The sequence below is a fragment of the Rheinheimera riviphila genome, assembly GCF_004005945.1.
GTDB lineage: Bacteria > Pseudomonadota > Gammaproteobacteria > Enterobacterales > Alteromonadaceae > Pararheinheimera > Pararheinheimera riviphila.
On the sequence record NZ_SACS01000020.1, the window covers coordinates 33404 to 57694 of the forward strand.

21 protein-coding genes are annotated in these 24291 nt (G+C 51.1%); 15 read left to right on the forward strand and 6 right to left on the reverse strand.

Annotated features, from left to right (window positions below):
• Window positions 1-120: 120 nt before the first annotated feature.
• Together EOE67_RS16145 and EOE67_RS16150 are read left to right on the forward strand one after the other, a co-directional pair.
• Complete coding sequence (locus EOE67_RS16145) at window positions 121-1263, forward strand: hypothetical protein (RefSeq protein ID WP_206099633.1); 1143 nt, start codon at window positions 121-123, stop codon at window positions 1261-1263.
• Window positions 1264-1407: 144 nt separating this feature from the next.
• The gene (locus EOE67_RS16150) at window positions 1408-3579 is read left to right on the forward strand and encodes a prolyl oligopeptidase family serine peptidase (RefSeq protein ID WP_127700374.1); all 2172 of its coding nucleotides are present in this window, start codon (window positions 1408-1410) and stop codon (window positions 3577-3579) included.
• Window positions 3580-3649: 70 nt separating this feature from the next.
• Here EOE67_RS16150 and EOE67_RS16155 read toward each other — a convergent pair whose 3' ends face one another.
• Together EOE67_RS16155 and EOE67_RS16160 are read right to left on the reverse strand one after the other, a co-directional pair.
• A complete protein-coding gene (locus EOE67_RS16155; protein WP_127700375.1) occupies window positions 3650-4495 on the reverse strand; it encodes a polysaccharide deacetylase family protein in 846 nt (281 codons plus the stop codon).
• Between the two features lie 77 nt (window positions 4496-4572).
• Window positions 4573-6471: a winged helix-turn-helix domain-containing protein gene (locus EOE67_RS16160; RefSeq protein WP_127700376.1), complete on the reverse strand. Its 1899-nt coding sequence runs from the start codon at window positions 6469-6471 to the stop codon at window positions 4573-4575.
• Window positions 6472-6686: 215 nt separating this feature from the next.
• Here EOE67_RS16160 and EOE67_RS16165 point away from each other — a divergent pair, with 215 nt between their 5' ends.
• Both EOE67_RS16165 and EOE67_RS16170 read left to right on the forward strand, forming a co-directional pair.
• Window positions 6687-8228, forward strand: a complete 1542-nt coding sequence (locus tag EOE67_RS16165) for an amidohydrolase family protein (protein WP_127700377.1) — start codon at window positions 6687-6689, stop codon at window positions 8226-8228.
• Between the two features lie 1431 nt (window positions 8229-9659).
• A complete protein-coding gene (locus EOE67_RS16170; RefSeq protein ID WP_127700378.1) occupies window positions 9660-10880 on the forward strand; it encodes an HD domain-containing phosphohydrolase in 1221 nt (406 codons plus the stop codon).
• Window positions 10881-11001: 121 nt separating this feature from the next.
• On the opposite strand, the gene EOE67_RS16175 is transcribed toward EOE67_RS16170, so the two are convergent.
• On the reverse strand, window positions 11002-11727 hold the full coding sequence (locus EOE67_RS16175; protein WP_127700379.1) for a DUF445 domain-containing protein: 726 nt from the start codon (window positions 11725-11727) through the stop codon (window positions 11002-11004).
• A gap of 468 nt (window positions 11728-12195) precedes the next feature.
• Here EOE67_RS16175 and EOE67_RS16180 point away from each other — a divergent pair, with 468 nt between their 5' ends.
• Window positions 12196-12963 (forward strand): hypothetical protein, encoded by a 768-nt coding sequence (locus EOE67_RS16180; RefSeq protein ID WP_127700380.1) that lies wholly within the window; start codon window positions 12196-12198, stop codon window positions 12961-12963.
• Here EOE67_RS16180 and EOE67_RS16185 read toward each other — a convergent pair.
• Window positions 12913-15075: a tetratricopeptide repeat protein gene (locus tag EOE67_RS16185; protein WP_127700381.1), complete on the reverse strand. Its 2163-nt coding sequence runs from the start codon at window positions 15073-15075 to the stop codon at window positions 12913-12915. The genes EOE67_RS16180 and EOE67_RS16185 overlap by 51 nt on opposite strands.
• A 445-nt stretch (window positions 15076-15520) precedes the next feature.
• On the opposite strand from EOE67_RS16185, the gene EOE67_RS16190 reads away from it, so the two are divergent.
• On the forward strand, window positions 15521-16750 hold the full coding sequence (locus tag EOE67_RS16190; RefSeq protein WP_127700382.1) for an MFS transporter: 1230 nt from the start codon (window positions 15521-15523) through the stop codon (window positions 16748-16750).
• Between the two features lie 267 nt (window positions 16751-17017).
• The gene (locus EOE67_RS16195) at window positions 17018-18043 is read left to right on the forward strand and encodes a GNAT family N-acetyltransferase (protein WP_127700383.1); all 1026 of its coding nucleotides are present in this window, start codon (window positions 17018-17020) and stop codon (window positions 18041-18043) included.
• A gap of 18 nt (window positions 18044-18061) precedes the next feature.
• On the opposite strand, the gene EOE67_RS16200 is transcribed toward EOE67_RS16195, so the two are convergent.
• Window positions 18062-19087, reverse strand: a complete 1026-nt coding sequence (locus EOE67_RS16200) for a hypothetical protein (RefSeq protein ID WP_127700384.1) — start codon at window positions 19085-19087, stop codon at window positions 18062-18064.
• 105 nt (window positions 19088-19192) lie between these two features.
• Entirely contained in the window at window positions 19193-20077 is an 885-nt protein-coding gene (locus tag EOE67_RS16205) for a hypothetical protein (RefSeq protein WP_127700385.1), read from the reverse strand.
• Window positions 20078-20461: 384 nt separating this feature from the next.
• Here EOE67_RS16205 and EOE67_RS16210 point away from each other — a divergent pair, with 384 nt between their 5' ends.
• From EOE67_RS16210 to EOE67_RS16245, 8 genes are read left to right on the forward strand one after another with little or no spacing between them, the layout of a single operon-like run.
• Window positions 20462-21463 carry a sigma 54-interacting transcriptional regulator gene (locus EOE67_RS16210; protein WP_164852391.1) on the forward strand — a complete coding sequence of 334 codons (1002 nt, stop codon included), beginning with the start codon at window positions 20462-20464 and terminating at the stop codon, window positions 21461-21463.
• Window positions 21460-21852, forward strand: coding sequence for a hypothetical protein (locus tag EOE67_RS16215; protein ID WP_127700387.1), 393 nt, complete (start codon window positions 21460-21462; stop codon window positions 21850-21852). Before EOE67_RS16210 ends, EOE67_RS16215 begins: the two co-directional genes overlap by 4 nt.
• A complete protein-coding gene (locus EOE67_RS16220) occupies window positions 21827-22207 on the forward strand; it encodes a hypothetical protein (RefSeq protein WP_164852393.1) in 381 nt (126 codons plus the stop codon). Before EOE67_RS16215 ends, EOE67_RS16220 begins: the two co-directional genes overlap by 26 nt.
• An 18-nt stretch (window positions 22208-22225) precedes the next feature.
• Window positions 22226-22618: a hypothetical protein gene (locus EOE67_RS16225; protein WP_127700389.1), complete on the forward strand. Its 393-nt coding sequence runs from the start codon at window positions 22226-22228 to the stop codon at window positions 22616-22618.
• Window positions 22611-22901, forward strand: a complete 291-nt coding sequence (locus tag EOE67_RS16230; protein WP_127700390.1) for a hypothetical protein — start codon at window positions 22611-22613, stop codon at window positions 22899-22901. Before EOE67_RS16225 ends, EOE67_RS16230 begins: the two co-directional genes overlap by 8 nt.
• A gap of 44 nt (window positions 22902-22945) precedes the next feature.
• Window positions 22946-23158, forward strand: coding sequence for a RebB family R body protein (locus EOE67_RS16235; RefSeq protein WP_127700391.1), 213 nt, complete (start codon window positions 22946-22948; stop codon window positions 23156-23158).
• Window positions 23159-23161: 3 nt separating this feature from the next.
• Window positions 23162-23503: a hypothetical protein gene (locus EOE67_RS16240; protein WP_127700392.1), complete on the forward strand. Its 342-nt coding sequence runs from the start codon at window positions 23162-23164 to the stop codon at window positions 23501-23503.
• Between the two features lie 11 nt (window positions 23504-23514).
• The gene (locus EOE67_RS16245) at window positions 23515-24108 is read left to right on the forward strand and encodes a hypothetical protein (protein ID WP_127700393.1); all 594 of its coding nucleotides are present in this window, start codon (window positions 23515-23517) and stop codon (window positions 24106-24108) included.
• Window positions 24109-24291 lie beyond the last annotated feature (183 nt).

Below are 24291 nucleotides of genomic sequence, written 5' to 3' on the forward strand. Positions count from 1 at the left end.
TGGTGTGGCGCGAAGACGAGTGAGTGAGTCTCCAGGAGCATAGTTCACTATGTGACTGGAGCGAGCAAGCGAAGACGACAAAGCCACAGCGACAAGGATGAAGGGGATAAGGAAATGCTTATGCGCTTTCAATTGCTGTGGCCGGTACTTGCCACTTTGCTCGTCCCGTTAATCGTATCCTGGTTTGTTTACCCCACCCATTTACCCCCCGGTTTTGGCGAATTTCCGCCGCAATTTGTGGCGCAGGCGCCTGGTTTTAATCTGATTTATTTTATTCTGGTGGCTATTGGCGCGGTCTGGATCAGCTGCATGATGTTGATTCCGCAAAAAATGGGCTTTAAAGGCGGTACGCCGGCGCCGGCTGCTGATCGCAAACCTTTGCCCTGGTGGTTTTATGCCGGGTTGGTGGTGAACCTGTTTTTCTGGTGGCTGATGTGGTCACACTCGATGGCCTTCGGCGATTTGGTGTATTGGTCCTTTACACCGATGTGGTGGGGTTTTGTGTTTGTGCTGGATGGGATTGTTTATCAGCGCAATAACGGGGCGTCCTTGGTGTCAAAACAACCGGTATTGATGGCGCTGGCCGGTCTGGTGTCGATTGGTGGCTGGGCTTATTTTGAATATTATGACTACTTCGTACTCGCCAACTGGTTTTACCCTGATTCGGCTGCCGCACCCTGGTCAAAAACCGTGCTCACTATTGAGTTTTTACTGACTTACAGTACGGTCACGCCAGTGATTTTGGAGTGGTATTGTCTGCTGCAAACCTTCCCGAAACTGGTGGCGCGTTATAAAAATGGTCCGGTGTGGAATTTAAACGGCAATTATTTGATTGGGATCGGTGCGCTGTTAATTGGCCTGATGGTGTTCTATCCGTATCCGCTGTTCTGGGTGGTGTGGATTGGGCCTTTTGCGGTGATGACCGGCGTGCTATTGCGGCTGAATATCTGGAACCCTTTCACCGATATTGCCAAAGGTGATTGGTCAGCGGGTTTGTTGATTGGGATGGCGTCGTTGCTAAATGGTTTTTTCTGGGAGTTCTGGAATTTTGGCAGCCATCACTTCGTCGGAGAGCCGGTGACGAACCCGAATTATTGGGTGTACAACATCCCATACGTGGACGTTATTCACCTGTTTTCGGAAATGCCGTTGTTGGGTTATTTTGGTTATATCCCGTTTGGTGTGCTGGTGTGGCAGGTGTTTATCTGGTGCGGCAAACTATTTGGCTTTAATACCGATATTAAATTGTTCCCAAGTTCTTAAATAATCTTCTACCACGAGCGATTGGTCGTATTTTTGTTACGACCAATCGCAATCTGTTTCCTGGAGTTCTTCTGCCGTAGCTTTTTTGTTATGCTCGGCACAAACCAAAAACACTCTGCCTCTTTGCTTTAGGGAAACTATCTGATGAAATATCTCGCTTTAAGTGCCATCACATTGGCACTGTTAACTGCTTGTGGTCCAAAACCTGATACCGCTGCTGCGCCTGCCGTGGCCGCCGCCGCAACTCCAGCCGCTACTGCCGTCACCTATGCCGTGACCAACAAGGGTACCGTGATCGATACTTATTTTGAAACTCAGGTGGCGGACCCATACCGCTGGCTGGAAGATGACCGCAGCGCTGAAACCGGCGACTGGGTGAAAGCGCAAAACAAAGTGACTTTTGATTACCTGGCGCAAATTACTTACCGTGAACAAATCAAACAGCGTTTAACTGAGCTGTGGAACTACGAAAAAGTCGGCACGCCAAGCACGGAAGGCGCCTACAGCTACTTCTCCAAAAATGACGGCCTGCAAAACCAGTCGGTGGTGTACCGCCAAAAAGCCGGTGCTGAAGCTGAATTATTCCTGGATCCAAATACCTTCTCGGCTGATGCCACCACGTCACTGGCTGATTTACAGTTCAGCGATGACGGTTCTATCGCCGCTTATGCCATTTCTGAAGGCGGCAGTGACTGGCGCAAAGTGATCGTGATTAACGCTGAAACCAAAGAAAAGCGCGAAGCTGAACTGGTTGATGTGAAGTTCTCTGGTATTTCGTGGAAAGGGAACGAAGGTTTCTTCTACTCCAGTTACGACAAACCAACCGGCAGTGAACTGTCGGCTAAAACCGATCAACATAAACTGTATTACCATAAATTAGGTACGGCGCAACAAGACGATCCGGTATTATTCGGTGCTGTGGATGCCGAAAAACATCGGTATGTTGGCGGCCAGGTGACAGAAGATGGTCAATACCTGATCGTAACTGCATCCAATGCCACCTCTGGCAATAAACTGTTTATCAAAGACTTAACCAAAGCCGACAGTCCATTTGTGACCGTTGACGCTGAAGGCACTGCTGATTATCAGCTGGTGACCAGCGTTGGCAGCAAGTTGTATTTTGAAACCAACCTTGATGCGCCAAATAACCGTTTGGTGATGATTGATGCCACCAAACCGGCAAAAGATCAGTGGGTAGTGATTATCCCTGAAACCAAAAACGTGTTAAGCGTCAGCAAAGGCTCTGGTTTCCTGTTCGCCAATTACATGGTTGATGCCGTATCTAAAGTGCAGCAGTTTGACCTTGACGGCAAGCTGGTACGCGACATTCTGCTGCCAGGTGTCGGTTCGGTCGGTGGTTTTGACGGCAAAGCCAAAGACACCGTGCTGTATTACAGTTTCACCAACTACAACACACCAGGCACCAGCTATGCGTTTAACCCGCAAACCGGTGAATCGACGGTGTATTTTAAACCTGCGGTGAAGTTTAACAGCGACGACTATGAGTCGAAGCAAGTGTTTTACACCAGCAAAGACGGTACCAAAGTGCCGATGATCATCACCCACAAAAAAGGTCTGCAACTGGATGGTACCAATCCAACCATGTTGTACGGCTATGGTGGCTTTAACGTCAGCCTGACACCACGTTTTAGCGTGTCGAATCTGGTGTGGATGGAGATGGGTGGTATTTATGCGGTGCCAAACCTGCGGGGCGGTGGTGAATACGGCAAAGACTGGCACAACGCCGGTATTCAGCTGAAAAAACAAAATGTGTTTGATGACTTTATTGCAGCTGGTGAATATCTGGTGGCGAACAAGTATACATCGAACGCGAAACTGGCGATCAGCGGTGGTTCCAACGGTGGTCTGTTAGTGGGCGCCGTGATGACCCAACGTCCTGATTTAGTGCAAGTTGCACTGCCAGCGGTGGGTGTATTGGATATGCTGCGTTACCACACCTTCACCGCCGGTGCTGGCTGGGGTTATGACTATGGTACCGCCGAACAAAGCAAAGAAATGTTCGAGTACTTAAAAGGTTACTCGCCAGTGCATAACGTGAAACAAGGTGTGGCTTACCCTGCGACTATGGTGACCACCGGTGATCATGACGACCGCGTGGTACCTGCGCACAGCTTTAAGTTTGCGGCTGAACTGCAGGCAAAAGCCGGTGGCAGCAATCCACAGCTGATCCGCATCGAAACCAATGCCGGCCACGGTGCTGGTACGCCGGTGTCCAAAACCATCGAGCAAGCCGCCGATGCCTTTGGTTTTACGCTGCATAATATGGGCGTGAAAGCATTGCCAGCCAAAATGTAATTTGGCAAAAAGCGAACAAGGGGCGGAGTTAATGTTTCAGACTTAACTCCGCTTTTTTTATGAGCTTTTTCTACATCTGCTGCAAATACAGGCTGATGTTGTGATAAGTATCCACCCAAAACCGGTCTCGGTGTTTGGCTAAATAAGCCAGAAATTGCTGATGCACTTTGCTGTCGACTTGCAGATGATCGCCGCCGACGCCATGAAAGGTAATGCTGGCGATGGTGCCGTGTTGTGCTGCTTGTTCTGTGTAATCAATCAGTTGCTGTAAGGTTGGTTCCACTGGAAACCAGGTCGGTAATTGTTTGCCTTCAATCTGGCTCATCGACGTCACTGGCGGACCCAACACTTTAATCCCACTAAACAGCGGCGCCACGCTCGCCAGATAATCACCATCTTTGACCTGGGTATCACCACATGGCGGGGTAAAAGTGCGGCTACTTTGTTGATCCAGCGCTTGTAACTGCTGATTGGCCTGAGTTATTTCGGCGCCGATTTTTGCCAAAGTCCACTGATCTAAATCCTGCTCTTTGGCCACCCATTCCCGATTGGCCAACGATGCCCGACAAGCATGATGCACACTGTGATTGCCAAGTTCATGACCCGCTTTCGCCAGCGCCTGCCATTCAGCTTGCCTTGCTTTGTAGGCATCAGAATTCAGCGTCAGATAAAAAGTGGCTTTGAATTTGTGCGCTGCCAACGCGCTGACCGCCTGATCCAGCTGACTGTTAAGCGCATCATCGTAAGACAAACTAACCGCAGCTTTGGCGCCATCTGGCCAGTTGAAGGGTTGGCTGGAGGTCGTTGGAATTGCTGTTTGTTGACGTGCTGTTTGCTGATCGGCTGTTTGTTGATTGGCGTTGGCGAACCCGTTGCAGCAAATCAGGATCAACACAGCACAGGCACTTTTGCTCATTTGAAATTCCTTTTACCAAAATTTTGGCCGGGAGGGGGCTGCTTAAAGTGCCAGATCCAGCGTCTGAACTCAATGGCTTAGCGGCTATCGATAGCCTGCAGTACTTTTTGCCGTTGCTGTTGGATCTGCTGGAAAATAGCCGGATCCAGTTGCCGCCATAACGGATGTTGTTCGGCGAGGTAATAATTGTCGTGCGGCGAAGGCAGCCAGTCTTGTTGCAGCAGCTGTATTGCCAGTTGATTGGCCTGGTCGGTTAAACCCACAGCGCACAATAGTTGCAAGCTCAGGCCATCGGCTTCGGTTTCTTTTGCCTGTCCCTGCGCCATTTGCGCTGCGACAAACCCGGCAATCAGCGGTTGATATTGTGCGCGTTCAGGTTCGGACACCGTCAACAGCCAATACAGCACCAGTACCTGTTGTTTTTGTGCCAGCGCCTGACGGGTGGCGGCCAGCGGATCTTTGGCAAAATCCGGCAACAGCTGCAAAACCTGCGGTTGTAGTTGCTGAAAATCAACGTCATCGGCCAATAGTAAGGCCTGTAGCTGAAACATTTTGTGGTCTGGCCGGCGCTTTGCCCGTTCGATCAGGAACTGCCGCGCCTGCTTCGGTTGGCCATTGGCTTGCGCCAACATCGCTTTGGCCAGCAGCACAAACTGATGTTGTGGGTACTGCGCTGCCGCTTGCTGCAGAGTTTTTTCCGCGGCAACCTGCTGATTTAAACTCAACTGCACCAATGCCAAATTGACCAAGCGTCCCGGATGTTGCAACCGATCCGGAAAGCGTTCGGCCCATTGTAAATAAGCGATGGCACGCGTGGCGGTTAGCGGTAACATTTCCAACTCGTCCAGCGCGCGGTCGGAATAATCACTATCCAGCAGCAGCGACTGGTGAAACTGATCCCGGGCTTCACTCAGCATGCCGTTACCAATCAGGCTATAGGCATAATGGCGTTTGAGCAGGCCAGATAACGGGTCCAGCCGGATTGCTTGTTGTAGTAAATCAATGGCGGCTGGAAATTGATCCTGACTGCGATACAGCATCGCGCGCCAGAGCAAAGTGTTGCGATCCTGCGCATCTATCGCCAGCGCCTGATCCAGATACTGAGTCGCCGCCGGGATATTCTGTTGCGACAGCATTAAAGCGCCAAAACTGGCCAGCGCCGCCGCGGATCCTGGTTGTAATTGCAGCGCTTGTCGCAATAACGGCTCGCACAACGCTAGTACTTTTTGTAGCGGCCAGTCGCTGTAGATATGCAGCAAATGGTAGCTATTACAAAGGTCGGTTAACAGCGGCGCATAGTGCTGCTGGGTTGGCAATAACGCAGTCAACAGCGCAATCGCCTGTTGTACCGCTGCTGCTTTGGGCTGTTGCGCCAGCCATTTAGCTTGTTGATATTGTTGCCACTGTGCATTGGAAAAACCGGCAGCTGGCGCCAGTTGGGCAGGTGGGGGCTTAGCTGGCTGTTGCTCAGCTGCTGCAATCTGGGGAGGATGGTTTGCCGCTGGACTGGGCTTGGTTGGCGTTTGCCATAACCACCAGCCAAAACCAGCCAGCACTATCAGTCCGATAGACCATAAAGTAGGGAAGGCTTTTTTAGCTGCGGCCGGTTGCGGGTGGGGAAATTCAGTCTGGATTGGGATTGTCTGCTTTGGGGGTGTTTGCTCTGTGACAGTCTGCTCTGTTGCTTCCTGCTCTGTTGTCGCCTGAATACGCAGCGCCGGTTGCAGCAGCCGGTAACCTTTACTGTGTACCCGTTCAATCAGCTGATAAGGTTTCTGCTGATCCTGCAAAGCTTTACGCAGCTGCGCCACTACTTTATACAACGAAGCATCTGACACCACCAAACCCGGCCACACGCCTTCGAGCATCGCCTGGTCGGTCACCGTCTGACCATCGGCCTGCAGTAATAACACCAACGCCGTCATCACCCGCGGTTCGAGCAGTTGTTGGCTGTGTTCTTTGGTTTGTTGCAGCAAATTACTGGCCGGATCGATACGCCAATCAGCCAGTTGCCATTGTATTGCCTGTTTTGCTGCTGAAGAAATAACGCCACCTGCTGTTCAGAATGTTAGTTAAGGCATTGATATTGAAATAATAAAATAACTTCAGAAAAACTTCAGACTATCTTCAGGCTTTGCTGCCGGCATTTTGGCAAGCTGCAGGTCGAATCTTGCAAAACCGGAGTTACCTGATGAAATCACCCAATTGTGTTGCGCCAAAAACCTTGTTATTGGCGCTATTCTTTCAACTGCTTTATGCCAATCCGCTGCAAGCAGCAACTGATACCGAAAGTCGTGACACTGAAAGTCTGCTGATTGAGCATGTTACCGTATTGTCACCCGAACGCGACAGCGCCTTAACCGATCAAAACGTGTTGATTAAAAATGGCCTGATTGTCAGTATCAGCAAGGCCAACTCCAGCCAACATTTTCCGGCAACGATCAAACGTATTAACGGTCGTGGCCGCTTTTTAACACCTGGACTGATGGACAGCCATGTGCATGTCAGCAATACCCCGGGTTTGTTACCTCAGATGCCAGGCGCCGCAGAGTTGCACCAGGCATTCGCGCAACAACAGCCCCGCAGTTATTTGTATTTTGGCGTGACTCAAGTACTCGATACCGGCAATTCAGTCGAAGGAGTCAGCGAATTTAACGCCCAGCCGCAAAAACCCGATTTATTTCGCTGCGGCGCGGCGCCGGTGATGGATGGTTATCCAAATCATCAGTTACCTAAAGCCAAACGTTATCAACAACGGCCAGATTTTATTGTCGAAGCTGCACATCATCATCCACTGCCAGCGGCCGTTGACGCGAAGCAGCAAACACCAGAAATGGTGGTGGCGCGGATTGCGCAAAGCGGTGCCGACTGCCTGAAAATTTTTATCGAAAATGGCTTTGGCGACGCTGATCATCTGCCGGTTTACAGCAGTGACAGCTTACAACGGTTGCGCGCTGCAGCGACCAACCATGGCTTGCCGTTACTGGCGCATGCCAATGCCTACGATATGCAGTTGCAGGCGGTAGATGGCAAAGTGGATGTGATTGCCCACGGCTTGTGGAACTGGAGTGGTATCGATCGCAACATCCGCAAGCAAGCCGAAGCGAGCAATCAATTGCCAGCAGCAATCATGCAACATTTGGCCAAAGTGCATGCGTCGGGCATTGGCTATCAACCAACGATTCAGGTCATTTCGCGGATGGGCGCCTTGTTTGAAGCGGATGCGCTGGCCGATCCACAACTGAAAAAAGTGGTGCCAAAAAGCTTGCTGGACTGGTATCGAACGCCGGAAGCCCAATGGTTTCGCGATGAATTACAACTGGATTTTGGCGACATGCCGATGGAGCAAGTCGCGGCGGTGTTTAAAAAAGCCAGCTTGCAAGGCGCGAAAGCGGCCAAAGTACTGGCGGATCTTGGTCACCCCTTATTGCTGGCCAGCGATACGCCATCTTCTCCAACTTACACCCAACAGCCAGGTTACAGTACTTATCTGGAAATGCAGGACATGGCAGCCGTTGGGATCTCGCCACGCGCTATTTTTCAGGCGGCAACGATCAACAATGCCAAAATGCTCAACATCGCCCATAAATACGGCACTGTCAGCATGGGGAAAGTGGCTAACCTTTTGTTACTTCAGAAAAATCCTCTGGAGAATGTGCAAGCTTGGGACAGTATTGAATGGGTGATTTTACATGGTGAGGCATTGCCAAGAGCCGGGCTAGCGGCGCCTTAATCGCCAGTTTTGTGGTGATAATATCCAGCTTCAAAACCATAAACAAAACAACGGCGGGACTCCGCCATCAAGCTGGTTCGCGTCAAATCACCATCCGGCGCACTGCCGCTGCCGCGGCGAGTGACGCCCTACGCTGGGCGAGGATTTTTATCTTGAGCAACCAGCCGTAGGGCGCGACTCAGCCGCAGGCTAGTCCGCCATCAAGCTGATTCGGGCAAATCATCACCCGGCGTACTGCCGCGGCCGCGGCGAGTAGCGCCCTACGCTGGGTGAGGACTTTTATCTTGAGCAACCAACCGTAGGGCGCGACTCAGCCGCAGGCTAGTCCGCCATCAAGCTGGTTCGGGCAAATCACCATCCGGCGCACCTGCCGCGGTGAGTGACGCCCTACGCTGGGTGAGGACTTTTATCTTGAGCAACCAACCGTAGGGCGCGACTCAGCCGCAGGCTAGTCCGCCATCAAGCTGATTCGGGCACATCATCATCCGGCGTACTGCCGCTGCCGCGGTGAGTAGCGCCCTACGCTGGGCGAGGATTTTTATCTTGAGCAACCAACATACAAGGGCGCGACTCAGCCGTAGGTTAGTCCGCCATCAAGCTGATTCGGGCACATCATCATCCGGCGTACTGCCGCTGTCGCGGCGAGTGACGCCCTGCGCTGGGTGAGAACTTTTATCTTGAGCAACCAACATACAAGGGCGCGACTCAGCCGTAGGCTAGTCCGCCATCAAGCCGGTTCGGGCAAATCACCATCCGGCGTACTGCCGCTGCCGCGGCGAGTAGCGCCCTACGCTGGGCGAGGACTTTTATCTTGAGCAACCAACCATAGAGCGCGACTCAGCCGCAGGCTAGTCCGCCATCAAGCTGATTCGGGCAAATCACCATCCGGCGCACTGCCGCTGCCGCGGTGAGTGACGCCCTGCGCTGGGTGAGGACTTTTATCTTGAGCAACCAGCCGTAGGGCGCGACTCAGCCGCAGGCTAGTCCGCCATCAAGCTGATTCGGGCAAATCATCACCCGGCGCACCTGCCGCGGCGAGTGACGCCCTACGCTGGGCGAGGACTTTTATCTTGAGCAACCAACCGTAGGGCGCGACTCAGCCGTAGGCTAGTCCGCCATCAAGCTGGTTCGGGCACATCATCATCCGGCGTACTGCCGCGGCCGCGGCGAGTAGCGCCCTACGCTGAGTGCGGGCTTTGCCTTGAGCAACCAGCCGTAGGGTGCGACTCAGCCGCAGGCTAGTCCGCCATCAAGCTGATTCGGGCACATCATCATCCGGCGTACTGCCGCGGCGAGATGTGACAAACTTTTTTAGTTTTTTTATTTTCGGCTTACTTGGGTTTAGAAGACCGCTGTTATCTGCAGACGAAATCCGCAAATTGCCGTCGTTTCGGTATAGACTGAATCGAACCATTCAAAAGAAGTAGCCTTATGAGCCAGCTAAACCTGAACCGTCCTGATGAATTACAACGTGATTGCGTCGATGACTTTTTTGAAGATTTTCGCGACGCCTACGAGCAATGCGAAACCACGCTGATTGAACTGGAGCAAAATCCGCAGCAGTCGGAATTGCTGCACGGTATTTTCCGGGTGGTGCATACCATCAAGGGGAATTTGGGTTTTATCGGCTTGTTTTCGCTGATCCCGCTGCTGCAAAGTCTGGAAGATGTGCTCGATGATATCCGTAAAGGCCGGATGGCTTATGACAGTGCGCTTTGTGACGTCATCCAACTGACATTGGATCGTACCCAACAATGGGTAGAAGCCAGCATTGCCAACGAACCTAAACCTTTGTCGACCACCAGTTTACAGCAGATTTGTCAGCGACTGACCGGCCTGGCCAGTACCGACGAACGCTCCCGCGAACAGCGCATCCGGCATATTCTGGGATTGCTTGACCCAGAACATCCACAGGGCCTTGCCATTACCGCTGATGTGTTGCCGGATACAGTCAGCCAAAGTACGGTTGATGACGCGGATCTATCGGCCTCTTCAGCCATCGCAGCTTGTCGGCGGTTATTACAGTATTACGGCATCCGGATGGATGCTGATCTGGAGTTTTTTATTCAGTTGATCCCCGCGCTGGAGCAACGCCATCCACGTTGGCTCGGCCGCACCGCGCGGCAGTTGTTTCTGGTGCTGGAAATGAACCGGCTCGCTGGTAATAAAGAGTCTGCCAATAAAGAACCCGGAAACAAAGTGGATACGCTACAACTGGCGGTCGCCGTAATGCTGCATGATTTGGGCATGTCGTTTTTACCGCTGAATATGCTGGACGCCCAGGGCCTGGCCGATCCGGCGCAGTTGACAGTGTGGCTGCGCCATGCCGATATGGGCGCCAGTTTAGTCGCCAGTTCACCGCGCTGGCAGGACGCAGCAGCGATGATTTGGCAGCATCACGAACATCATGATGGCACTGGTTTTCCGGATGGTTTAGACGGCGGCGATATCAGTGAAGGTGCCAAGTTGCTGCTGATTGCCGATGCTTTTGACAATATCGCCAATGATGGCGATCGGTCTGAGCAGCGCAAGATATCGTTGATCAAAGCGCTGCAGCATATTAATAGCGGTTCTGGTACCCGTTATGATCCGGATTGGGTTGGGATTTTTAGTGAAGTGATTAAGCTACACCGGCAGCATTTTCAGCGCTGAGGTGGCCATCAATAGCGTTGAATAATGACGCGTAGCAACAACGGTAAAGAATATTGCATGGCACACAGCAGAGAACTTCTATCTTTGCTGTGTGCTGTTAAAGTCATGCAGAAGTTAAGGTTTAAACCGCCGGCAACAAAGCGCTGACCAAACCAATCACCCCACCAAATACACCACCCCAAACCACCAACCAGCCGAGATGTTGTTGAATCAATTGTTGGATCAGCTCTTTCACCAGTTGCGGCGTCAGTTCATCCAAACGGGCTTGCACTAACATGGCAATTTTTGGCTGCAATTGACTGATGTTTTCACCGCTGGCCAACTGTTGTTGTAATTGCGCCTGCACTTCCGGGCTATCGGCCAGTTCAATCAAGGATGTGCGTAATTTAGTGATAAAAGGCTGTTCCAGTGGCTGCAGCATCGCCGGGCCACCAAACATCGCTAACATACCGCCCAATGACGATTGTTGTACTGTGTCGAGCAGGGCAGCAAAAGCGGGTGATAAATCGATGGCTTCGATCACAGGCGCTAATTTGAGTTGCATTGCCGTTGAATCTGCTTCAGCAGCTTGATTGCCAGTGGCCAGGCGTTGCAGGTTTTGGGTGCTGAAAAACTGCTCCATTACCAATTTATGCAAAGCGATTTTAATTTCGCTAAACCGGGCAGGGATCACGCCTGAACCATACAGCAGCGGCACTTTTTCAAATAACATATGCACGGCCAGCCAGTTGGTAATGGCACCAGAAAAGGCAAATAACCCGGTGGTCCAAAGCCAGGGCATGGCGGCAAACCAGCCAATGGCCATAGCCACTAAAGACACGATATTTGTAATCAGACTTTTATTCATCACTGCTTCCCATAACTACTTTCTATACCCAAAATCATTGACGATTCGGGTAGGCGACAAGTAAGTGAGGCCCCAGGAGCATAGCTGTTCTATGTGACTGGGGCGAATGAGCGAAGTCAACAACCCCGAATCTTCAAGGATGAAGGGTATATAACTGCTTCGACAAAACGCGCATTGTAATCAGACTGCCGGCCAGCGGCAAATCCCAAACTCAGGCTGCAGCCTAACAGACTTTGCTGACTGTTTACTAATAGCGTTAACTCAGTAGATTAGATTTAACTGAATTATGAAAGTTCTGCGATTTTATGTTGAAGTTGCCCGAACTTAGCAGCGAAAACTCGCTATTTGTGCGTATTCTGCTTGAATTAAAAAGCTTTGGGGCCTGGTGGTTTTTGTGGTCTTGCCGAAAATCAATTGGTGGGGGAAAAGTTGTACCCGTATTTATAACGTATTACGAGGTTACACCAAATGAACAGGATGTTTTATCTGCTGCTGGTCAGCATATTGTTTTTTAGTTTTTGTGCCGATGCGGCGTTGATTCGTGGTGGTGGGAAAGGCACTGAATCGTCATCCGAAGCGCAGAATTTTTACCGAATTGCGGATACTTATATTGATGCTTTAGGGGTTAAACCTGGCTTTAGCGCTACCGACCGGGAAACTCTAGTCAACGGTAATATATCGCTATTCGCAGTACCAACTGATTGTTACGTCGACGTCACCATCATGCCGCCGGATTTTGAAAATGATCCCTGTTATTACCAGTTTTATCAAAATGAATTACTGCAGTTTGAAGGATATATGGCGATGTATTTTGAAAATGCTCCGCTAATGGATTTAGTTTGGACCTTATCTGGCGGTGGCTACAGCCAGTCATTTTCTGGCACCAATGAGGAGCGGAAGGCATTTTTAGACACTACCATGCCTATTTTAGCCGCTGGCGAATACCAGATTAGCTTGATGGTGACCTTTTATGCTGGTACTGGTTACAAGTTTTATACCGACCCTACAGTGCATTCTGATAACTTAAACTGTGGTGAGTTAACTCCAGGTGACCAAAGCAGTTTTAGTTGCAGTTATAACTGGGGCGCAGCAGAAAGCTTAAGTTTTAGCTCTAACTTGGAAAAAGTGGTAATTCTGGCTGGCGATAAACCTTTAGGTATCCCGCTACCAGCCACTGCGGCGCTTTTAATGTTGGGTGGCGGTTTGTTGCGTTGGCGTATCCGGAAACAACAATAATGCCTGTTGTTTTTCTTTGTCCAATAGACGCGACAAGTTCATATGGAGTTGCCTGAACTTGTCGTTGTCTTTTAATGCCTGCATCAGCGGGTCTTTGCTCAGCCACCATTCACGCCAACCATGACTGATTGCCAGTTCCAATTGCTGCAGAGCGCGGTCATGCTCGCCTGCTAAAACGGCCAGCCTTGCAGCTAAATAAGCCAAATCGTAGTCGACTAGTTTGCCTTTTCTTGAATCCTCTAGCTGTAGGCGACATTTTTGAATATATGAACTTGCCGTTACGTCATCACTTCGTTGTTGTAAGGCCCAAGCTAATTCAATTGCTGGGCTGCACATTGGCATTGCGTAAAGCTCTGTATTGTTTATCAGCTTGTGTGCAGCAATAAGTAACTCAATACCTTTGGTTTTGTCGCCGACTAGCAATTGATACCAACCTGCTTCGAAAGCAATCCAGCCATCGTCTGGGTTGGCCGCTAGTTGAAAATCCATACTTTGAAATAGTTCAGTATAAGCGCCACTTAATAGTAATAAGGTGGCCTCATAAAATGGTTCTGTGGCCATTGGCTTCGCCTGCTCAGCCATACCCAGCCTAAGCATTACGCTTACATAGTCACTTTTAATCTGTTTATTTTGTGGAGACAACAAATGTGCCTGTTGCCAAAATTTAATGCTCTGAGCGAGATTTCCTTGAATTGCAGCTACGCCACCAAGTCCAGCAACACCCCAAGGCGACTCTGGAAAATCAGCAATCAACTGCGTAAATCGTTGCTCAGCTTCAGCGTACTCACCACGTAGTGACATCTCCAAACCAGTATTGTAAAGAGTAGTCACTGATACTGGGTCCAATCGGTAAGACTGCTCCAAAGAGATTAAAGATTCGTCATATCGACCTTGCATTTTTAAAAGGATATATCGCCACATATAAGCAATCGCTAGGTTAGGATTGAGACTAATCGCCTTATCGTAAGCTGCGAGCGCTTGGTCATTTTGTTGCTGGATTTCAAACACCTTGCCCTGAATCGCAAAGGCTTCAGCTATTTCTGGCTGGCGCAAAAAAGCTTTTGTTAGATTTTCGCTGGCAAGTTGTCCGGCAATATCCGGTTTAAGTACGCCAAACTCTCTTTTACCGTCGCTGAGCAATACAAAGGTATCAGCCAAGGCGACATAAGCCTGGGCATATTCCGGGTCCAAGGCAATGGCTTGTTCAAATAATTTGCGTGCTTCTTTAATCGCTTCAGTCGTTTGCAACCGATATTGCTCGCGGCCTTTGAGGTACAACACATAAGCATCAACACTTTGGGTATTGGCGTGGTTACTGATATCAGTTTGATCCAGATAGTTATCTTGCAGCAAGTTGACCACAGCGCGGGCGATTTGGGTTTCCAGCGCAAAGACGTCACTTAAACTGCGTTGCAGGGTTTCGGTCCAGAGGGTGTGGCCTTTTTCGGTTTCTAACAGTTCCAGCCGGACTTTCAGCTGGTCGCCAGTGCGGCGGACGCTGCCGGTGAGCACGGTTTTCACTTCAAGCCGACGGCCGATGGCAACAGGGTCGAGACCTTGTTTACTCAGCACTAAACCCGAGCCGGAGGCGGCCACCGTCAGATTGGGCATTTTACCGAGCAGACTGGTGATTTCTTCGGTCAGACCTTCGGCCAGATATTGTTGATCCTGCTCCGGGCTTTGATCTTTAATACCAACTACGGCGATGGAATCGGCAATTTGTACCGTTTTGATCCCTTCTTCTGCTTTGAGACTGTTACTGCGCACTTGCTGGAAATAACTAAAACCGATGCCGCAGGACAGCAGCAGAATACCGCATAACGCAACCCAGTTTTTCCAACCCAGCGGTGTGACCGTGCCGGAATCATCGGCCGGGGTTAGCACAATACCGTTACTGGTCAGGTCATAAAACCAGGCTAAATACAGCACCACCGGGAACAAGGCGAATAACAATACCGCAGAAAATGTGCCGACCAACGGCGGTAGACTAAGCAGCGGCACTACCACTGAGATCACCTGCAGCAGCAACCACACCACACCGACATAGGGTAAAACGGTATTGATCACCTTGCGGCGTTTCAGTTCGGAGAAAAACGTTTTAAGCCCGGACACAGTCCTTTCCTTTCGCTGTTTTTTGTTGTGGGTGTTGCGGGAAATTGCCAGGCGCCAGAGGCACCTGAACTCGTGAATAAGCGTAGCCTAATAAACAAGCACTTGGTAATGAATCAGTTAGCGAATTTTATGGTGTTTTTTGGTTGTCGCAGTCGGTGCTGACGACGGTCATAGCCTTGTGTGGTCTGGCTGGTGTTCGTTTATAAATTGTCATGATCAGCAGGCTCAATAGTTGCAACTTAAACGATTAAGGTGTAGGTTTAGCTTGACGTGAAAAGATGAAATTTTAAGCAGTTTAGGCGGTGGTTTTTAAACTGCTTCGAAGTGTTGTTAAAAAGTCGACAGGTTAAATTTTTAGAATACCAAGTAAAAAAATAATGAGTGCTGCTGGCTATTGGCCGCTGACCCTCACATGATAAAAAAGCTTCAAAGACAGGACAGACAGATGCAACAAATTCAAAAAGTACCGGCAGCACCTGTGCTGGCGATGGACAATCATACCCAGGTCAAGTGGATGACTTGCCTGATGTTTTTTGTGTTTGCCATGACCACCGATGCGGTTGGGGTGATCATTCCCAAAGTGGTCGAGCAGTTTCAGTTGTCGTTGACTGAAGCAGCGGCTTTTCATTATGTGCCGATGATTTTTATTGGTTTGTCCGGGTTGTTTTTAGGGCGACTGGCCGACAAAGTCGGGCGGAAAAAAGTGATTCTGGCGGGTTTGGCTTTATACACGCTGGCCTGTGTCGCCTTTGCCTTTGGCGATAACTTTATGTTTTATCTGCTGTTACTGGGTGTTTGTGGTTTAAGTATTGGTTTATTTAAAACCGGTGCGCTAGCGCTACTTGGCGATATCAGCAGCAATGCCGATGGTCACACTAAATTAATGAACCGGGTGGAAGGTTTTTTTGGGCTGGGCGCTATTGCCGGACCAGCGTTGGTGGGTATTTTGATTGCCGCCAATATGGCCTGGACTCAGCTGTATCTGCTGGCGGGGCTGATTTGTGCGATCTTGCTGGTACTGGCCTGGCGGATGGACTATCCGGCTTATCAGCCACAGCAGCAAACTTCGTTGTTTCAGAGTCTGGTGCTGGTGAAAGATAAATATGCGCTGGGCTTTTCACTAGCCATTGCCTGTTATGTCGCCACTGAAGTGGCGATTTTTGTCTGGTTGCCTACCTTATTGCAGCAGTATCAAGGCGATTTCACCACTTTAGCCGCACATGCCATTACGGTGTTTTTTATTCTGCGTACCGTCGGCCGTTTTCTGGCGGAATGGTTGCTAAGCCGTTTTAACTGGACTGTTTTATTAGCCTGGTTTGGCAGTGCGATTTTTATCTGTTTTGCGCTGAGTATGCTGGGTGGCGTGGATTGGGCGTTATGGTTAATGCCGTTATCCGGGCTTTTTATGTCGATGATGTACCCAACGCTGAATTCCAAAGGCATCAGCTGTTTTGAACGCCACCAGCACGGTGCAGTTGCTGGCTTAATTCTGGCCTTTACCGCATTAGCCGCAGCATTAGGTCCGCTATTGATGGGCTTGGTCGGCGATGTATTTGGCAATGTCCGTTACGGCTTTTACCTCGCCACCGGTTTTGCTTTGCTGATGGCGATTGGTTTGTGGTGGAATCATCTGGTGCAGCCAGCAGCGAAACGTCTTGCTGCGGTGTCCCACTAAGCAGTTCTGGGTACCAATCAACCCGTCACCTGGCTGAGATGAACATCAGCTTTTCGCCGGTCGGATTCAACCAGTGTGTTGTAGCGCAGTGGTTGAGTCCGGGCTATGGCGTCGCTGGCATTGACCCCACAGCTTGACTCCTCCTCAACTGACTGCTGCGACAGTGCTGGCTGATGGCGGCTTTTACAGCCATCAGCACACTGGCATGTCCGTTGCTCCTTCTGCCTGGCGCCACTACTAACGCCGTTTACCAGGCAGGGATGTTTTATGTCGTTGACTCAACACACCAATCCAGTCGTCAGTACCATCATCACGCAGGACAGCCATCGCATTGCGGTCGCCAAGCCTCTGCCAAGCTTGTCGTTGCGCCAGTTGTGTCAGTTGCCGCATGCGGCAGTGCAGCCGCAACAGCGCCTGGCAGTGATGTGTGCAGCAAGAGTGGCACTGGCAGATCCGGCGGTGGTATCCGCCACTGATGCGGACAAACTGGCGGCACTGGCACATTACCTCTGTGACTGGCCGTTGCTGCAGATGATGCAGGACCGCGGCTTGTGGCATCCCGCCCCGGCGGAACAAGTGCGGCCGGCGATTCAGTTTGGTCAGTTTGCCCGGGCGCTTGGTGTGCTGGAACAGTCGTCGGCTGCAGGCGCTGCAGCACTGCGACTGCAGCCGCTGCGCCAGGCATTGCAACAAATGCTGCATCAGCAGGCGTTTCCGCTTACAGCATTGCAGCGGGGAGCTGTTAGTCTGACCCCATTGCAGTTTCATCACGTGGCGGATTTTATCTGGCAATATGCCGATCCAAACATCAGCCGGCTCTGTAATCTGCCGGCCTTTCCATCCGCAGAACACTGGATGACCTGGTTATACCTGTGTCAGCAGGAGCCGGCGCGCCAGCTGTTTGCGGTGATGCATGCCGATTATGGTTTTATTGGTTCAGTTAGCTTGCAGGTCTTTGATGGCATTGGTTTTTTCTACTATTGGCTCGGGGCCGATTTTCAGGGGCAGGGCTTTGGTCCGCTGGCGGTTGAGGTGCTCATGCAGCTGGGCCGGCAGCATCTGGGGATGGATTGCTGCTATGCCAAAGTGTTTGATTACAATCTGGTGTCCAATAAGGCCATCAGCAAGCTGGGATTTCAGCAGCTGGCGCTGCGGGCCTTGCCGCCGTCGGAAGCTGAAGTGTTTTATTATCGGGGGGCTGCACTGAACGACATCGCTCATCATTCCAGCCTCGGCACGCTGTTACAGCAAATGAATTCCGGCATTGAGCTGGCAGAGTTGCCGCCACGGTAAAGCGTGGCGGCCTGGCGCTTATGAATTCAAACCATTACTTTTTGATTGCTGTAGTGATGTGATCAGGTCATTGACGCCCGTAGCGGCATAGGTATCGCGGTTCTGGCTCACCAGCAGCCGGTGGATCTCCGGCTCGTTCTGCTGAAGTTCGACCGAGGCTTCAATTTTCTGACCCAACCCGGTCAGATACTTGTAGAGGATCAAGCCGGCAAACACCGTCGGGTTATAAAACACTTTCACCGGCGGTTTGATCACAAACATCCGGATCGGCAGACGAAACATAAACGGCAGGTAATTAACCAATAATCTGGATGACCAGCGTTGTGTAGCAACTCTGGTGCGGGTACGGACAGATTTCGGCAGCGTAAAAGCGAGCACGCCGATACCAACCCAGCCAGCAATTTCTGCAAACCGATCGGTGATAACATCAAAATAACCGCCGGCAAGCTGTTTGGATTTGTCCATAATCAGCCGGTTCGGCTGCAGAATACCGTACTGTGAAGTTAATTTGTTATCCCAGATATATTTTTGCACAACAAAAGATTGTTTCATCTGTTGCAGCCAGATCTGCTGTAAGCTCCAGCCGGTACTGAGGAAACTGTTAAAATTAATGGCGTCATAATAACGCTGATAAAGCGCTTTGCGCTGAGCGAAATATCTCCAGGTCAAATCCGAGTGTTGAAAAATAGTCCATATATTCGCCGGATGTGCTGATCGGTAGGTGCAGCCAACTACTTTATCCATTGTCGCGCCAATACCGCTGCCAATATGATAAATGGCCGGACGGGTTAGTTTAGAGAACTGGTCAAAAACATAGTTTTCCACACGATATTTGGGGCGCATGAAAAAATAGGCGTTTTCAATGTCTTTATGTTTTACAAAATCATAAATCCAATCATGACCATATAAAACTTTATTTAGTGCAAGATCGCCATATAACCGACGTTGTTCAATCAACGTATTTTTGTAAACAGTCAGCGAATTGCTACCGCTTTGTATTCTGTCTTTGATCTGATCATAAATTGTTCTGCTGCCTTCGCTCATGATATCCCTCGATGTTGAATGCAGGAAGCGGCTGAGCCTGCGATATATGCTGCAAAACCAGTGCTTCACCGCTGAACTGAAAAAAAATGGCCGGAATGGGCAGATTCACAGGCTTGGAGGGGGCATCTTGACCTTGGTCAGACTGCGTCGGATCGGAATTTGCTGGTAATACTGCCGGTCTTTGGTGAGCACGCTGACCATCGCCGTCATGCTCAGCGATTTGTAATCGGTCAGACTCTGAGTTTCCTGATCCACGCCATAGGATTCAATGCCTTGGGTCAGGCAAGGGAATAAATAGCCATAGACTTCTGTGCTGGAAAAATCGTGTTTGGTCGCCACGCTTTTGTTCAGCAGAGATTTTTGCAGTTCAGCCGCCAGGCTGCCTTGCGTACCAATCGTCAGCAGTAAAAATGCATTTTGCGATTCGAGGTTGTTGCTGAACTGCTCACGCAGCTGCTCCATACTGCTGAAGCTGTACTGTTTCGAGGCTGCACTGGCATTGCTGGTCAAATACAGCTTCAATGTGGCCGGATCCTCGATTTGCAGCGAATCCAGATACTTTGCTAGCTGCGTGCTGTCCAGCCACTGGTTCACACCGTTATACAGCAACGGGACACCGGCATTGCCTAACCCACAGATTAATAAGGTACATCCGCTGCCTTCCAGCTTCATTTGCGCAGCTGATTCTGTCAGAAAAGTTTCAGTGTCCTTGCGCAGTTTGTTCAGTACCGCCAGCGTAATGCTGTAATACATATCACTGGTCATCAACTCCGTTTCAAGCTTGTCGACGGAGCTGTCGTCAATCGATAACCTGCCGATCAAAATATCCTGGAAGATCAGCGCGTCAGTCCGGCTGGAAAAAAATGGCTGGATCCATTCACTGGCTTTGGGCTTTTCTGCACTGATCACGGCCCGGGTAAAGTTTGCCCCAAATACATTGTCAAACAGTGTGGCCATGTCACTGAGCGGGCTGCAGATATATTTCTTCATGATGGTCTCCAAATGATGAGAGGGTTTTAGTCGTCAGACTGTGATGCACAGGCCAATCAATTCAAAAATCCTGCCACTGTGTTTTTCGTATTGATTAAATGCTGTGGTGCGCATTGAATTTCAATGTAATCAGGTGTTTGTGTTTTGTTTGTAGCGTCCGCTGACATTGTATGACTTTAATTCAAAGGATTATTGTTGCGGTGGGCGTTTTTTATATGGCCGGAATTGTCCATGTTTAGCAGCACGCTGGATGATTTAGTCTGGTCATGCGCTGGGGTTTAAATTGAAGTAGTGACAAATTCAAAAAAAATAAAGATGAATTCAAAAGCGGTACGCCGCTCGGCGGTGCTAGCATCATTTTCATTTGGACATGGAGAGCCGTTCGTGAATGCTGCAAATAATTTGACCATGATGTGTTCGGAGGTTTTACCGGGCGTCATCAGCCAGAATAAAGCGATGAAAACGCTGGCGGCGTATATAGCGAAAATTGCGCTCAGTGACGGGGCTGTGTTCCTGCATGGCGAAACCGGTACCGGCAAAGATCTGATAGCCCAGGCCATTCACCAGAAAAGTGGCCGGTTGGGGCGCATTGTCAGTGTGAACTGCGGCGCTATTCCGGAGAATTTATTTGAGTCGCTGTTTTTCGGCCACGAAAAAGGTGCTTTTACCGGCGCCGACAAAAAGCAACAAGGTTTTTTTTATCAAGCCAATTACGGCACTTTGTTCCTGGATGAGATTGCCGAATTGCCGTTGGTCCACCAAGCGAAGTTATTGCGGGTGCTGGAAAGCCGCCAGTTCAGCCGGATCGGCAGCAGTGAAACCGAAGCATTTACCGGGCGGGTTATCAGCGCTTCGCATGTCAATCTGGCCGGGCAGGTGCAGCAACGGCTGTTCCGCGAAGATTTATGGTATCGCATCAATCTATTTGAGATCACGGTCCCGGCGCTGCAACAGCGTCGGGATGATATTCCGCTGCTGGCGCAGTATTTTGCCCGTCTGACCAACCGGATCCGTTTCAGTGGCTGTGCGCTGAAATTGCTGCAGTTTGCCGAATGGCCCGGCAATATTCGTCAGTTGAAGAATTGTGTCGACAAGCTGGCTGTACTGGCAGACGGACCTGAAGTGACGGCGCAAAGCATCCAGCAACTGGCGATGTGTGAAGAACATGTCGATTGGGCGGTGCGGGTAGCGCAGGAAATTATTGAAATGCCGGTCAACAACAAACTGAAAACCATTTATGACGCGCTGATTGCCCAAGCGGTTGAACGCAGCAATGGCAATAAAACCGAAGCGGCGCGGCTGCTGGGCGTGCACCGCAAAGTCATTGAGCGTCGGCTGGCGCAGATCCAGACCCGCGGCGGTGTGGCGCACGAGGTGATGCTATGAGCCAGACCGTTCAACCGATGGCGCCAGGAGATGCCGCCCGTCAACAACTGCAACAACTGAAAACTGATTCCAGCCAGCAACTGGCACAACTGATGCTTGAGCAGCAACACAAGCTCAGCCAGATGGTACAGCAGTTGCAGGTGCAGCAGTTACAAGAGCAGCAGCCGGTGGCCGCGCCCGCGCCGCTTAGCAATGTAAAAGGCAGCGCAGAAGGCAGTACAGCAGGCCGTACACCAGCGCTGGCAGATGCCTTACAGTTGCAGCAGAGCAATATTGGCAACATGGACCTGTTGCTGCAGCGGATCCACACGACGATGCACAGTACGCTGGCAACGTCTGGTCCACAGCGAGGAGGGGGAGATGATGACAAAAACGGTCCAGCTGTTTGAAGCGGTGAAAACTGCAGACGGCGACTACCAATGTCAGCCGATCAGTGCCGCAGCATTTGACGGGCCGGTGGAGGCGACGGTATCGGATGCGGCGGCCAGCGCTGCGGCAGATCCAAATGGGGCAGATCCCAGTGCGGCAGATCCCACGGCGCAGCCGATGTTTTTTATTGACAGCAACATCATGCAGTCCATATGGCCGGACTGGGCAGCCGAGGCCCAGGCAGTGTTTCTGCAAAGCCTGCACAGCAACGCGCTGGGTGGTCATACCCCGTATTTTCAGGAAGTGCACGCGCGTTTTGAACAGATGCGGCAGTCCTTGCAGCAGCAACTGGACCAATACAGCCGCTATGGTTAACTACGATGGAGTCTGCATATGAGTGTGTCGATTGCCGCGATCGCAGAAGCCACAGCCCGGTTTGCAGCGGATGAGCTGAAGGCATTTCGCGCATTTATTGATGTCAGCAAAGCGTTAAAAGGTGCGGTGAAAACTCAGCAAAACCAGGCCGCCGACACTTTTAACGCGATGCAGGCCGCGCTGGACAGTCTGCAACAGCCGGTCGCTGCCAATGGGCTGGCAGTGATTGCCGTGCTGGAAGCGGATGCCGCTTATCTCAAGGCACTGCAGGCTGTGACGCTACTGCCGGCTGATGTGAATCAACCCGCGGTCTCGCTGGCTTATATGCAGGAATTTTTGCAGCAAGTGGATACGACGATGGCGCATCAGATACAAAGTGCAGACAGCGAGGGAGCACAGGGCGATGAGTGAAAGCAATACTGCGACCAGTTCAGCCCAGCAACTGATCCAGCCGTCGGTGAATCAGTCCATTGCGCTCGCCGTACAAAGTGCGGTCGATCTGATGCGAAATCTAAACACGATTGAGACTACGGTCATCGGTGTGGCGTCGGCCGCCTGGCTGGCCGAACCAGGAAATACGGCGTACAAAGACATTATCGAAAATGCCACCAAAACCATTACTTTTGCCGTGGAAAACCTGGCAAAAGTGGGCACAGTCGGTGCAGGGGTCCTGACGGATCTGAAACCGGATTGATTGGAACGGCTGCCCGCGCAGTCACCTGAAAACAAGGAGAATCTATGACCGAGATCAATCATGCTGTGGCGCAAAGTGTTGCGCTGGTCAATGCGCTGACCGTGGGGATGGCGCCAGCGATGGCCATGGGTAGCCAGTATCAGCATCTGGCGTATAACCTGGGTCTGGCAACGCTGAATCAGGTATTTGCCCAACAACAGGCCAACATCACGCATCAGGCAACGGCGGTAGCCGGCGTGTTGCATAGCTGGCGCTAAACCATGATGCAGCCGGATAAACCCGAAAATAGACCCGAAAATAAACCCGAAAATGCAGTGGCGCAGCAGACAGTCGCCAGTGGCCAGGACTTATTGCAACAAGCCTTGGCGCTGTTTGATTTACAGCCTGTGCAGCCGGTGGCGTTGGTTTTCCCTAATGTGATTGGCGAACCGGGTGTTTTATCTGCTGGCCAGATGCAACACTATGTCGGCCAGCTGTTTGCACAGCAGGAACTGTTATTTGCCGCGGCAGACGTGACAGAACCCGCGCCGGAAGCGGATGCTGAGCCGCTGGCCGAATCTGCCGAGCTGCAGGCGATCCGCCAGATGTATGCCGGGGACTGAGCCACCCGGGCATGAGTTTGCTGACCCGCCAAAGCCTGTTGCCCAAAGCCCGGCTTGAACAGGATTTACAGTTGACGCTGGGCAGTCGTATTGCAGCCCAGTTGACGCCGTTGCAGCAACAGCGACCCCGTATCTACCGCGATATGCAAAGTGACTGGCTGACGCCATATCAGCCGCCGTTATCGGCCGACCATACCAGCATGCAGCAACCCACACCTCTGCCATCGGATCTGTCCTGGTACTGGCAGCAACTGATACTGCCAGACCAGTCGATCTGCTCGGAACTGGTGCTGATGCGCCGTGACCACATCCTTTACCTGACTTATCTAAACATCTTACCGGCGGACTTTGGCTTGTTCAGTCCGCTATGGCCACAACAGGCGATGCGATATGCCGACCAGCTGATTGCCGAAACACTTGGCAATATCGCCGCTTTTGCACGGGCACAGCATGATCTTGCCATTGTCACCACCCTGACCAATCCGAATCTGGCGGCCATTTTTGTGCATCAGCATTTCCAAAAAACGCCCAGCGGCAGCCAGATCGTCGGTTTCCCGCTGCCCGCGCGTTATGTCCGACTGCTGGCGCCGACGCCGCATGGTTGAGTGCGATTTTCCGACCGGCTGTTGTCCGGTAGCCGGATCAGACCGCCGGAATTTCTGAACTGGATGAAATGAACCGCTGCTTGGTAGTGTCAGATCGTTCTGTAACCACAATGAAAGTTAAAAATATATATAAAACATATAGATATGTATTTGTGTGGCAATGTTTTCACTGGCACAGCCAAT